At 65.9% G+C, this 11,658-nt stretch carries 13 protein-coding genes; 10 read left to right on the top strand and 3 right to left on the bottom strand.

Going from position 1 to position 11,658, the window contains the following annotated elements; genetic code table 11:
• The first annotated feature begins 72 nt into the window (after positions 1-72).
• The 6 genes from QM707_RS02670 to QM707_RS02645 all read left to right on the top strand — a co-directional run bounded on the left by QM707_RS02670 (position 73) and on the right by QM707_RS02645 (position 4,880).
• Positions 73-579: a DUF2244 domain-containing protein gene (locus tag QM707_RS02670; protein ID WP_415000327.1), complete on the top strand. Its 507-nt coding sequence runs from the start codon at positions 73-75 to the stop codon at positions 577-579.
• A gap of 6 nt (positions 580-585) precedes the next feature.
• Positions 586-1,530 (top strand): cytochrome c oxidase subunit II, encoded by a 945-nt coding sequence (gene coxB / locus QM707_RS02665; protein WP_415000326.1) that lies wholly within the window; start codon positions 586-588, stop codon positions 1,528-1,530.
• A 62-nt stretch (positions 1,531-1,592) separates the two neighbouring features.
• Positions 1,593-3,221, top strand: coding sequence for a cytochrome c oxidase subunit I (gene ctaD, locus QM707_RS02660; RefSeq protein ID WP_415000325.1), 1,629 nt, complete (start codon positions 1,593-1,595; stop codon positions 3,219-3,221).
• A gap of 51 nt (positions 3,222-3,272) precedes the next feature.
• Positions 3,273-3,401 (top strand): hypothetical protein, encoded by a 129-nt coding sequence (locus QM707_RS02655; RefSeq protein WP_415000324.1) that lies wholly within the window; start codon positions 3,273-3,275, stop codon positions 3,399-3,401.
• Positions 3,398-3,976: a cytochrome c oxidase assembly protein gene (locus tag QM707_RS02650; protein WP_415000323.1), complete on the top strand. Its 579-nt coding sequence runs from the start codon at positions 3,398-3,400 to the stop codon at positions 3,974-3,976. Before QM707_RS02655 ends, QM707_RS02650 begins: the two co-directional genes overlap by 4 nt.
• Before the next feature lie 31 nt (positions 3,977-4,007).
• A complete protein-coding gene (locus tag QM707_RS02645; protein ID WP_415000322.1) occupies positions 4,008-4,880 on the top strand; it encodes a cytochrome c oxidase subunit 3 in 873 nt (290 codons plus the stop codon).
• Positions 4,881-5,053: 173 nt separating this feature from the next.
• Here QM707_RS02645 and QM707_RS02640 read toward each other — a convergent pair whose 3' ends face one another.
• A complete protein-coding gene (locus tag QM707_RS02640; RefSeq protein ID WP_415000516.1) occupies positions 5,054-5,272 on the bottom strand; it encodes a twin transmembrane helix small protein in 219 nt (72 codons plus the stop codon).
• A gap of 57 nt (positions 5,273-5,329) precedes the next feature.
• On the opposite strand from QM707_RS02640, the gene QM707_RS02635 reads away from it, so the two are divergent.
• From QM707_RS02635 to cyoE, 4 genes are read left to right on the top strand one after another with little or no spacing between them, the layout of a single operon-like run.
• Entirely contained in the window at positions 5,330-6,034 is a 705-nt protein-coding gene (locus QM707_RS02635) for an SURF1 family protein (RefSeq protein ID WP_415000321.1), read from the top strand.
• Positions 6,031-6,594, top strand: coding sequence for a hypothetical protein (locus QM707_RS02630; protein WP_415000320.1), 564 nt, complete (start codon positions 6,031-6,033; stop codon positions 6,592-6,594). Before QM707_RS02635 ends, QM707_RS02630 begins: the two co-directional genes overlap by 4 nt.
• Before the next feature lie 41 nt (positions 6,595-6,635).
• Entirely contained in the window at positions 6,636-7,769 is a 1,134-nt protein-coding gene (locus tag QM707_RS02625) for a COX15/CtaA family protein (protein ID WP_415000319.1), read from the top strand.
• Positions 7,766-8,773, top strand: a complete 1,008-nt coding sequence (gene cyoE, locus QM707_RS02620; RefSeq protein ID WP_415000318.1) for a heme o synthase — start codon at positions 7,766-7,768, stop codon at positions 8,771-8,773. The genes QM707_RS02625 and cyoE overlap by 4 nt, the downstream gene beginning before the upstream one ends.
• A 12-nt stretch (positions 8,774-8,785) precedes the next feature.
• Here the strand turns inward: cyoE and QM707_RS02615 are convergent, their stop codons facing one another.
• Together QM707_RS02615 and dnaG are read right to left on the bottom strand one after the other, a co-directional pair.
• Complete coding sequence (locus tag QM707_RS02615; RefSeq protein ID WP_415000317.1) at positions 8,786-9,850, bottom strand: DUF4892 domain-containing protein; 1,065 nt, start codon at positions 9,848-9,850, stop codon at positions 8,786-8,788.
• Positions 9,851-9,926: 76 nt separating this feature from the next.
• Positions 9,927-11,654 (bottom strand): DNA primase, encoded by a 1,728-nt coding sequence (dnaG, locus tag QM707_RS02610; protein ID WP_415000316.1) that lies wholly within the window; start codon positions 11,652-11,654, stop codon positions 9,927-9,929.
• Positions 11,655-11,658 lie beyond the last annotated feature (4 nt).

Below are 11,658 nucleotides of genomic sequence, written 5' to 3'. Positions count from 1 at the left end.
CTCGGCTTGCCCCCATCCGCCGCGGGGGCGTAAAATTCGGCCGTTTTCTGCCCGCCTTGCGTGGGAGTACGCGTGATTGAGCAGCTTCCGTCGGGCCTGGCCGGTACGGAGTCGCGGCTCTTGCTGCGGCCTCGCTGCGCGCTGACGGGAAGCCAGTTCGCGGGTTTGTTCGCGTTGCTGGCGGCGTTGATCTGGGCCCCGGCCCTGCTCGGCTACCGCCATGGCAATGCCTACGCTCCCGCATTCGCGCTGCTGGACTGCGCGATCGTGGCCGGCGCGCTGTACTGGAGCTGGCGGCTGGGTGGGCGGTACGAGTTGATAGCCTGCGGCAAGGACGGCCTGGAAGTACGCCGTTCCGACCAACGGGAACCGGCGTTCCGGGCGCATCCCTACTGGACGCGGCTGCGGGTGACGCAGGGGGACGGCGAGGCCCGGGTTCATCTGGGTTCGCGGGGAAAGGAAGTCGAAGTCGGCGCGTTCCTCGCCGGCGAGGAGCGACGCGACCTGGCCCGACGTCTGAAGGCATTGCTGGCGACGGCCATCGGGCCGCCGCCGATCACAGATCACTGTTTGAGGTAGGTTCCGATGAATTCAGCTTCCAAAGCCCCTCGCATCTGGCGCCTGGCCGCCGCATTGAGCATCTTCGCCGCACAGGCGGCATGGGCGACGTCCGAGCCCGTGCGCTGGCAGCTGAACATGCCGGAGGGCGTCACCGAAACTTCGAAGCACGCTTACGACGCGCACATGATCATGTTGTGGATCTGCGTCGTGATCGGCATCGTCGTGTTCGGCGCGATGGGCTATGCGATGTTCAAGTTCCGCCATTCGAAGGGCGCGGTGCCGGACAAGGATTTCACCCATAGCACCAAGCTGGAGCTGATCTGGACGGCGATCCCCATCGCGATCCTGGTGCTGTCCGCCATTCCGGCGACCAAGATGGTGATGGCGCAGTACAACGCCGACCACACCGCCAAGCAGGCGGAAATGACGGTGAAGGTCACCGGCTACCAGTGGATGTGGCGTTACGAGTACGTCGGCGAGGACGTGGCCTTCATCAGCCGCCTCGACCGCGAGTCCGACGCCCTGCGCCAGGACAAGAACACGACACAGGCGCAGATCGCCGCCAAGCAGCATTACCTGCGCGACGTCGACAAGCCACTGGTGCTGCCGGCCGACACCCGCATCCGTTTCGTACTGACCGCCGACGATGTCATCCACGCCTGGTGGGTGCCGGCCCTGGGCTGGAAGCAGGACGCCATCCCCGGCGTGATCAACGAGGCCTGGACCGAAGTGAAGACGCCCGGCGTCTATCGCGGCGTCTGCGCCGAACTCTGCGGCAAGGACCATGGCTTCATGCCGATCGTCGTCAAGGTCGTGCCGAAGGCCGAATACCAGGCCTGGCTGGCTTCGCAGAAGCCGCAGCCGGTCGAACCCGCGCCGGCCGCCGAAGCGCCGGCCGCCCCGGCTGCCGAAGAGGCGCCCGCCGCCGACGGCGAGCAGATCCCCGCCGACGACGGCCAGGCCGGTTGATCGGGCCAACACGCCCGTTCTCGCCGCATTAAACGAATCAAGTACGGATAGAGGCAAGCGACATGGCCAACCAAAGCGCCGCCCACGACGACCACGACCACGGTCACCAGCAGAGCTTCTTCCAGCGCTGGTTCAACTCCACCAACCACAAGGACATCGGTACCCTGTACCTGGTGTTCGCGCTGATCATGTTCTTCGTCGGCGGTGCGATGGCGATGGTGATCCGCGCCGAGCTCTTCCAGCCCGGCCTGCAACTGGTCTCGCCCGAATTCTTCAACCAGATGACCACCACGCATGCGCTGGTGATGATCTTCGGTGCGGTGATGCCGGCCTTCGTCGGCCTGGCGAACTGGATGATCCCGCTGATGATCGGCGCGCCGGACATGGCGTTGCCGCGCATGAACAACTGGTCCTTCTGGATCATGCCCTTCGCCTTCACCCTGCTGCTGATGCCGCTGATCCTGGAAGGCTTCGGCATCGGCGGCGGCGGACCGGCCGGCGGCTGGACCCTGTACCCGCCGTTGTCGCTGCAGGGCGGCAACAACACCGCCTTCGCGATCTTCGCCATCCACCTGATGGGCATCAGCTCGATCATGGGCGCGATCAACATCATCGCGACCATCCTCAACATGCGCGCCCCGGGCGTGGACCTGCTGAAGATGCCGGTGTTCGTGTGGACCTGGCTGATCACCGCCTTCCTGCTGATCGCGGTGATGCCGGTGCTCGCCGGCGCGGTGACGATGCTGCTGACCGACAAGTTCTTCGAGACAAGCTTCTTCAATGCGGCGGGCGGCGGCGACCCGGTGATGTTCCAGCACATCTTCTGGTTCTTCGGTCACCCCGAGGTCTACATCATGATCCTGCCGGCTTTCGGCGTGGTGTCGGAGATCATCCCGACCTTCGCGCGCAAGCCGCTGTTCGGCTACCAGGCGATGGTCTACGCGACCGCATCGATCGCCTTCCTGAGCTTCATCGTCTGGGCGCACCACATGTTCACCGTGGGCATGCCGCTGGGCGGCGAGCTGTACTTCATGTACGCCACGATGCTGATCGCCATCCCGACCGGCGTGAAGGTGTTCAACTGGGCGACCACGTTGTGGCGCGGCTCGATCAGCTTCGAGACGCCGATGCTGTTCGCGCTCGGCTTCGTCATCATGTTCACCATCGGCGGCTTCTCCGGCCTGATGCTGGCCATCGTGCCGGCGGACTACCAGTACCACGACACCTACTTCGTCGTGGCGCACTTCCACTACGTGCTGGTGACCGGCGCCGTCTTCGGCATCATGGCCGGCGTGTATTACTGGCTGCCGAAGTGGACCGGCCACATGTACAACGAGACGCTGGGCAAGTGGCACTTCTGGCTCAGCACGTTCTTCGTGAACCTGCTGTTCTTCCCGCAGCACTTCCTGGGCCTCGCCGGCATGCAGCGCCGCGTGCCGGACTACAACCCGGCCTTCGCCGACTTCAACCTGTGGTCGTCGATCGGTGGCTTCGGTTTCGGCCTGAGCCAGCTGCTGTTCGCCTACATCGTCTGGCAGGCCGCGCGTGGCGGTGCCAAGGCCGCCGACCGTGCCTGGGAAGGCGCCAAGGGCCTGGAATGGACGGTGCCGTCGCCGGCTCCGCACCACACCTTCAGCACGCCGCCGGTCATTCGCGACGGCGACCTGGCCCACGGCGACATCACGCACTGAGTCCGCTCGCGTCCCCGGTCCACCGGGGACGCCGCTGACGCGAATATCGCGATGACGACGAACTCCGCCTCCGCCGACCCGACCCGCCGTGCCGCGATCCGCCGCACGGCCTGGGCGATGGGCGTCTGCGCGGTGCTGGTCTACGCAGCCTTCCTCTATGCGGCGATGAGCGGCTCATGACGCAGCCCTTGTCCGGTACGCTGCGCCGCATCGCGCTGATCTCGGTCGGCTCGTTCGTGTTCGCCTTCTCGATGGTGCCGCTGTACAACATCGCCTGTGAGAAGGTCTTCGGCATCAAGCTCGAGAAGGGCCCGACCGGTCAGGCGCAGATGTCGGGCGTGAAGCCCGATCCGAACCGCACCGTGCGCGTGCAGTTCGACGGCACCGTCAATTCGAAACTGCCCTGGGCGTTCTCGCCCAAGCAGCTGACGATGGAAGTGCAGCCCGGCAAGCAGTACGAAGCCCTGTACGTGGCCCGCAACCAGTCCGGCGAGGCCATCGTCGGCCAGGCCGCGCCGTCGGTCGCGCCGGTGCAGGCTTCGAGTTTCTTCAACAAGACCGAATGCTTCTGCTTCACCCAGCAGACCCTGCTGGCCGGCGAGGAACGCCTGATGCCAGTGCGTTTCATCGTCGATCCGGCCCTGCCGGGCGACGTTGCCACGATCACGCTGTCCTATACTTTTTACCTCAACGACACGGCGACGGCGCAGTTGCATGCGGCGCAGCCGGCGGCGGCCAAGGCCTCGGCGCCGTAACCGCAACGAACTCAGGAATCGGGGAATCCCCATGGCTCAGACCCACGACGCGAACCAGTACTACGTGCCGCACCACAGCGGCTGGCCCTTCCTCGGCTCGATCGCCCTGTTCACGACGATGATCGGCGTCGCCAACTGGATGAACGGCCACGCCTGGGGCGAGGCGGTCTTCTTCATCGGCATCTTCATGGTGCTGCTGGTGCTGGGCCGTTGGTTCGGCGATGTCATCGGCGAATCGCTGCAGGGCAAGTACAACGCCCAGGTCGACACGTCGTTCCGCATGGGCATGATGTGGTTCATCTTCTCCGAAGTGATGTTCTTCGCGGCCTTCTTCGGCGCGCTGTTCTACGCTCGCATGTACGCCTTGCCGTGGTTGTCGGGCGAAGGCGACGGCGTGCTGACCAACCAGTTTCTGTATCCGGGCTATTCGGCCGGCTGGCCGGCGAACGGTCCGGCGGCGATCGGCGGCAGCTTCGAGACGATTCCCGCCTGGGGCCTGCCGCTGCTGAACACGATGCTGCTGCTGAGCTCGGGCGTGACGATCACGTTGGCGCACCATGCGCTGCGCGCCAACCAGCGCCGCTCGCTGCTGTTCTGGCTCGGTGCGACCGTCGCGCTCGGCGCGCTGTTCCTGTTCTTCCAGGCGGAGGAGTACATCCACGCCTACCATGAGCTGAACCTGACGCTCGGCTCGGGCATCTACGGCTCGACCTTCTTCATGCTCACCGGCTTCCACGGCATGCACGTGACCCTTGGCGCGATCATGCTGGCGGTGATCTGGCTGCGCTGCGCCAAGGGCCACTTCAGCAAGGACCATCACTTCGCCTTCGAAGCCGTGGCCTGGTACTGGCATTTCGTGGACGTGGTGTGGCTCGGCCTTTTCCTCTTCGTCTACGTTCTTTGATCGAGTTTCTCGCGCTGGCTGCGTTAATCGCCCACTCGCAAATGCTCATTGACGCTTGAGTCAACTCCGCTTTGCTCGTGGGCTCGCGCCTTGCCAGCGCTTCGCCTGAGAGGATTGGCTAGCAATGAAAAAGGCCGGCGATGCCGGCCTTTTTCTTCGGAGTTCGACCCGGCTCAGCCGTAGATGCCGTGCGGCTTGATCACGCCGGTGTAGATGCCGAGGGCGACGAGCAGGATGAGCGCAACCGAGATGCCGATACGCCAGCTCAGCGATTTCACCGTGCGGTTCGTCGTGCCCTTGTCCACCATCATGTAGTACAGGCCCGCCCCCAGGTTCCACAGGATGACGATCAGGAAGGCGATGATGACCAGTTTCTGCAGGCCGGGACTCATGGCGTCGCGCTCTAGCGAAAGTTGGACGGCATTATCGGTCATGCCGGGGCGCCTGTCTTGAAGACTCGCATCGCCCTGTGGCTGCTGACGGCCGCGTTGCTGTCGCTGCTGGTCGGTCTCGGACGCTGGCAGCTGCGCCGCGCCGACGAAAAACAGGTCATGCTCGACGGCGTCGCCGCCGCGCTGGAACAACGCCATGCGCAGCCGCTGGCGCAGGCATCGGCCCGCACCGCACTCGACTACGCCTGGGCACAGGGAAATGGTCGCTTCATCGACGGACCCGCGTTGCTGCTCGACAACCAGCGTCGCGGCGAAGCGGTCGGCGTCGAAGTGTTCCGCATCTTCCAGCCCGACGACGGCAGGCCGCTGCTGGTGGACCTGGGCTGGCTGCCGCTGGACGCGCAACGGCACCTGCCGCACAGCGATGCCCCCGCTTCGCCCTTGCTAGTACGCGGCCTGCTGTTGCCGCCGCCGTCCCCGGGCCTCGCGCTGGGACCCGCCTACGACGCCAGCGATCGACAGCGCTGGTTGCTCACGCGCATCGACATCCCCGCTCTGTCCGGCGCGCTCAACCAGGATCTGGGTCCGCGCGTGCTGCGTCTCGACCCGTCCCTTCCGATCGGCCACACGCGCGATCTCGACATCCTTCCGAACACCTTGCCGCCGGAGAAGCACCGCGCCTACGCGCTGCAGTGGTTCTCGCTGGCGGCGGCACTGCTCGTGCTCGCCCTGATGCAGCAATTCCGCCGGAAATCCGCATGAATCATCCCGCCCCACCCTCCCAATGGCGTTCGCGCCTCGTCCTGCTGCTGATCGTCGCGATGTTCTTCGGATCGTTCGGCGTGGCGGCCTTCCTGCGCTTCACCGGCTGGACGCCGGAGCACACGCGCAACTTCGGCGAGCTGCTCGAACCGCCGATCGACGTGAACGGCGTGAACCTGCTGCTCGCGGACGATACGCGCTGGGCATGGAAGAACGACGAACGGCGCTGGACCGTTCTGCTGCGCCTGCCGGCGCAATGCAGCGCGGAATGCTGGAACCGCGCTGCGATGCTGCCGCGCGTGCGCATGGCCATGGGCCGGCATTCGCCACGCCTGCCTCTGCTGTTGCTCGACGCCGCGCTGCCGGCCGAACAGCGCGAACGCCTGCAACCCCTGCAGCCCGCGCGTGCCGGTACGGCGCTGCCTTCGGCCCTGGCGTCGCCGCCGCAGTCCCTGCCCGAACTGTGGCTGGTGGATCCGCATGGCTTCGTCGTCCTGCACTATGCCGAGGGTTTCGACCCCAACGGCCTGCGCAAGGACCTCGGCCGGGTACTGAAGTGAGCTTCGGCCAAGCCCCCGGCGCATCCCGGTAGAATCCCGGCATGACTTCCCCGCATCGTCACTACCATCGCCTGGCCTGGGCGGCCGTGCTGCTCGCCTTCGCCATCGTGATCTTCGGCGCTTTCGTGCGATTGTCGAACGCGGGCCTGAGCTGCCCCGACTGGCCGACCTGCTACGGCCGCGCGACCTGGCCGGTGCACGATCACGAGATCGCGCAGGCCAATGCCACGTTCGAGCGCGCGGTCGAAACCGGCAAGGCCTGGCGCGAACAGGTGCATCGCCATCTCGCCGGCGGGCTCGGGCTGCTGATCCTGCTGCTGGCCTTGATCGCGGCGCAGAAGCGCCGTTTCGGCGTCGCTCAAATCGCCGGTGCCGCTGCGTTGGTCGCCGCCTCCATCCCGCTGTACATCGGGAAACACTACGAATACGCCGCGGCGATGGCGCTTGCCGGCGAAGCCTGGCTGTTGATCCAGGCGATACGCGGATCGAATTCCGACGCCTCGCGACTGAGCGCGATCGTACTGATGGTGGTCGTGTTCCAGGCCGTGCTCGGCATGTGGACGGTGACCTGGCTGCTGAAGCCCGTCGTGGTCATGGCGCATCTGCTCGGCGGCCTGGCGACGTTCTCGCTGCTGGTCTGGTTGGCCTGGGCGACGACGCCCGGCGCGGCGCTCGTGCAAGCCGTGGCGCCGAAACTGCGACGCCTGCTTTGGATCGGCCTGGCGCTGCTGGCGCTGCAGATCGCGCTCGGCGGCTGGACCTCGTCGAACTACGCCGCACTCGCCTGCGGCAGCGATTTTCCCAAATGCCTGGGACAGTGGTGGCCGCAACACGACTTCCGCGAAGCCTTCGTGCTGTGGCGCGGCATCGGCGTGGACTATGAAGGAGGCGTTCTGGACGGCCCGGCGCGCGTCGCGATCCAGCTCTCGCACCGCATCGTCGCCCTGCTCGTCTTCGGCCATCTGCTTGCCGTCGCGATACGCATGATCCGAACGCCAGGCCTGCTGTTCTGGGGCTGCGTACTCGCGGTTCTGCTGTGCGCGCAGATCGCATTGGGCATCGGCAACGTGCTGCTAAGCCTACCTCTGTGGGTCGCGGTCGCGCATACCGGTGGCGCTGCGTTGCTGCTGTTCGTGATCGTCGGCCTGCTGGCGCGCTTGCGGGCGCCGGAATGAAACTGCACCTGCGCGAGTACTACGAACTGACCAAGCCGCGCGTCGTCGCGTTGATCGTCTTCACGGCGGTGATCGGCATGCTGCTGGCGATGCACGATCCGCGCGGGCCGACCGGTTTCGCCTCGTTCGGCTGGCTGGTCGATCTCATGTTGCACGGCCAGCTGCCCGAAGGCGCGATGATCGCGCCCGACTTCGCCGCCGCCTGGCCTAGCCTGCTGGCCGGTGCGTTGGGCATCTGGCTTGCCGCCTCGTCGGCCGCCGCCATCAACCACCTGCTCGACCAGCGCATCGATGCGCTGATGGCGCGCACCGCGCATCGCCCCCTGCCTACCGGCTCGCTGCGGCCGATGCAGGTGCTGCTTTTCGCCGTCGTCCTCGGCACCGCGTCGATGTTGTTGCTGACGCTCTGCGTGAATGGGCTTACGGCCGCGCTGACCTTCGCTTCACTGATCGGTTACGCGATCGTCTATACCGGCTTCCTGAAGCGGGCGACGCCGCAAAACATCGTCATCGGCGGCCTGGCCGGTGCCGCGCCTCCCGCTCTGGGTTGGACTGCGGTCACCGACCAGCTGCATCCCCACGCGCTGCTGCTGGTGCTGATCATCTTCGTCTGGACGCCGCCGCATTTCTGGGCGCTGGCGATCTTCCGGCGCGACGACTATGCGCGCGCGATGATCCCGATGCTGCCGGTCACGCATGGCGTCGAATACACGCGCTGGCAGATCCTGTTCTATACGGTGCTGCTGGTGCTGGCGACCCTGCTGCCCTGGATCGCGGACATGAGCGGCGTGTTCTACCTCGGCGGCGCGGTCGTGCTCGGTGCCGTGTTCCTGTACTACGCCATCCGCCTGATGAACCCGCCTTCGGAAGCCTTCGCGATGCAGGTTTTCGGCTATTCGATCTGGTACCTGATGGCCTTGTTCGCCTTCCTGCTGATCGATCACTGGCTGCTGCCGGGTGCCGGCGCCGCACCGGCCGGAATCGAATTCCAGCCGGTGCGTTGAGCGCATTGAATCCTATTTCTTGACGAGTTCGACGCGGCGGTTCTTCGCGCGCCCTGTTTCGTCGTCGTTGCTGGCCAGGGGCGAAAGCATGCCGACGCCGGCGGCTTCCATCTGCGCGGCCTTGGCGCCGTAGGTCGAGGTCAGGGCCGCGACCACGGCATTGGCGCGGCGCTTGGACAGATCCATGTTCGCCGCCTGGCTGCCGACGTTGTCGGTATGGCCGACGATGAACACCTTCAGCGCCGGATCGCCCTTCAGCAGCGCGGCGATCTGTTCCAGCGCCTGCGAAGACTCAGGCTTGATATCGGTCTTGTTGGTGTCGAAATAGATGCCGTACAAGGCGATGCGGCCGGTACCGGACAGCGACTTCGCCATCTCCGCCGCCGTGACCGTCACCATCTTCTGCTCGCGCGCCTTCGCTTCGATCACCAGAACCATCGCCACCGTGCGATCGTTCAAGGCCTTGCAGTACAGGTCGTCCTGCACCGTATAGGCCAGCACCGCGACGCTGGCATCGCCATCGGGCGTCGGCAGCTTGAAGGCGACGAAACGCTGCTCCGCGACATCCATCGTGCTGGCGCAGTTGCCGTTGCTGAAGTCCGGCGCCTTCACGCGTTCCTGCGGATAGAGTTTCTCCAGCAGGCCCTGGGTGCCGCCGCCGTGGTCGTTGCCGTGCAGGTCGCCGCCGCAGCCATCGTCCTTGCACGAATACAGCGCCTTGCCGCCGGCGCCTTCGATTTCCTCGACATAATTCCGGATCACTTCGAGCGGCGACCGGCCCTCCGGCGCCACGTAAAGCAGGCGGGTGTAGCGACCTTCGGCGACGAGTTTCTTGTCGGGCGCCATCAGGCGGTTGTTCATGCGATCGGTCTTGTCCGGCACGGCCTTCAGCGTCGACAGCGGGATGACCAGCTGGTCGAAGGCCTTTTGTTCGTAGTTGACGATGAAACTGCCTTCGTAGCGTTTCAGGAAAGCCGGGTCGCGGGCGCCGTCGACGTCCTTGGTCGGAACGGTGGCATCGGCCCAGGCGAATGCGGCGGGCAGCAGCAGCGCGAAAACGAGCAACATCGAACGCATGGTCATCTCCCTCAAGATTCCAACTGGATGAAGTCCAACAGGCTAACGCGGGTGGCGGCGGCCACCGGACAGACCCTCATCGCCGCGATTGCAGGTCGCGCAGTTCGGCCTTTTCGCCGGCGCTGAGGCCGGTCATGCCGACTTCGCCGATGCGCGCGTTCAGTTCGTCCACGCGTTGCCGCCGCGTCTGCTTGTCGAGCTGAACCAGCGCATCGAGGAACTCGCCGCGCCAGGCGGCTTCGTCGCCGGGGAAACTCTGCGATGCCAGCTTCTGCAATGCCGCTCCCTCTTCGCGCTCGGCGAACATTTCGAGGATCGCGCCTGTACCGATGTCCGGCCGCTCGCGCACCAAGTCGATCAGCTCGACCAGCAGCGGCACGCCGGGCTGGTGCAGCACGCCGAACAGATAAGGCGGCTCGATCGCCAACGCCAGTTGTGGCTGCTGCAACAGCAAGGCGATCGCCGTGCGCACGAGGCTGCGCTTGGGCGCCGGCGCCCCTCGCGAAACCCTCATTCCCAGGCCTGGCGACGGGCTCTCGTTCACCGCACGCGCGCCCACCCCGGTCAGTTCAGTCACGCGCTGCTGCATCAGGTCGCGGAAGGCGCCGTCCGGCACGTTCGCGAGATACGGCTTCGCCCGTTCGGCCAAACGCGCCTTGCCCTCGAGCGAGCCGAGGTTCACGTCCTTCGACAGTTCGGTGAAGAAGAACTCGCTGAGCGAGGTCGCTGCGGCTAGACGCGCATCGAAACCGGCCGCGCCTTCCTGGCGCACGATGGTGTCCGGGTCCTCGCCTTCCGGCAGGAACAGGAAAAAAGCCTGGCGCCCATCGCGCATGCGCGGCAACACCGATTCGACCGCTTTCCAGGCCGCGCCACGGCCGGCGCGATCGCCGTCGAAACAGAAATAGACATCGGCGGCGTTGCGGAACAGCAGTTCGGCGTGATCGGGCGTGGTCGCCGTGCCCAGCGTCGCCACCGCCTGGCTGACGCCGTACTGGAACAGCGCCACGACGTCCATATAGCCTTCGACGACGATGAGTCGCGGAATCTTCGCGTGCGCCTGCCGCACCTGCCACAGGCCGTAAAGCTCGCGGCCTTTGTGGAACAGCGCGGTCTCGGGCGAGTTCAGGTATTTCGGGCCGTCGTCCTTTTCCAGCACACGTCCGCCGAACGCGATCACGCGACCACGCCGGTCGTGGATCGGGAACATCACGCGATCGCGGAATTTGTCGTAGGTTCGCCCGCTGTCGCTCTTCGACAGCATGCCGGTCTTGTCGAGCAGGCGCAGGCGACGCTCGTCGGTGCCGAGCGCGTCCTTCAATCCGTTGAAGCCTTCGGGGGCGTAACCGATGCCGAAGCGGGCGCGATTGTCGGCGTCGACGCCGCGCCGCTCCAGGTAGGACTGGGCCTTTGCGCTCTGCGCCAGCTGGTTCTGGAAGAACTTCGCCGAAGCCTCCAGCGCCGCGTACAGGTCGCGCGACTCGCCATCTTCGTTGCGCGCGCGCGTATCGCGCGGCACCTCGACGCCGATGCGCTTGGCGAGCTCCTCCACCGCATCGAGGAACTCAAGGCGGTCGTAGTTCATCAGGAAGGCGAGCGCGGTGCCATGCGCGCCGCAACCGAAGCAGTGGTAGAACTGCTTGGTCGGCGACACCGTGAACGACGGCGAGCGTTCGTCGTGGAAAGGGCAGCGCGCCGAGTACTCGCGCCCCTGGCGCTTGAGCGGCACGCGCGCGCCGATCAGCTCCACGATGTCCGTGCGTGCGAGCAGGTCGTCGATGAAAGCGTCGGGGATGCGGGCCATGGGC

It is taken from the genome of Arenimonas sp. (assembly GCF_047602345.1).
Classification (GTDB): domain Bacteria; phylum Pseudomonadota; class Gammaproteobacteria; order Xanthomonadales; family Xanthomonadaceae; genus Arenimonas.
Note: the sequence above shows the minus strand (reverse complement) of the source record. Positions and strands in the feature narration are given on the sequence as shown.

Bases quoted from the DNA above. Each gene is read 5' to 3' on its own strand.
- QM707_RS02650 (WP_415000323.1), top strand. From the start codon at position 3,398: ATGACGCAGCCCTTGTCCGGTACGCTGCGCCGCATCGCGCTGATCTCG.
- QM707_RS02625 (WP_415000319.1), top strand. From the start codon at position 6,636: ATGACTTCCCCGCATCGTCACTACCATCGCCTGGCCTGGGCGGCCGTG.
- ctaD (WP_415000325.1), top strand. From the start codon at position 1,593: ATGGCCAACCAAAGCGCCGCCCACGACGACCACGACCACGGTCACCAG.
- QM707_RS02655 (WP_415000324.1), top strand. From the start codon at position 3,273: ATGACGACGAACTCCGCCTCCGCCGACCCGACCCGCCGTGCCGCGATC.
- coxB (WP_415000326.1), top strand. From the start codon at position 586: ATGAATTCAGCTTCCAAAGCCCCTCGCATCTGGCGCCTGGCCGCCGCA.
- cyoE (WP_415000318.1), top strand. From the start codon at position 7,766: ATGAAACTGCACCTGCGCGAGTACTACGAACTGACCAAGCCGCGCGTC.
- QM707_RS02645 (WP_415000322.1), top strand. From the start codon at position 4,008: ATGGCTCAGACCCACGACGCGAACCAGTACTACGTGCCGCACCACAGC.
- QM707_RS02630 (WP_415000320.1), top strand. From the start codon at position 6,031: ATGAATCATCCCGCCCCACCCTCCCAATGGCGTTCGCGCCTCGTCCTG.
- QM707_RS02615 (WP_415000317.1), bottom strand. From the start codon at position 9,850: ATGCGTTCGATGTTGCTCGTTTTCGCGCTGCTGCTGCCCGCCGCATTC.
- QM707_RS02640 (WP_415000516.1), bottom strand. From the start codon at position 5,272: ATGAGTCCCGGCCTGCAGAAACTGGTCATCATCGCCTTCCTGATCGTC.
- dnaG (WP_415000316.1), bottom strand. From the start codon at position 11,654: ATGGCCCGCATCCCCGACGCTTTCATCGACGACCTGCTCGCACGCACG.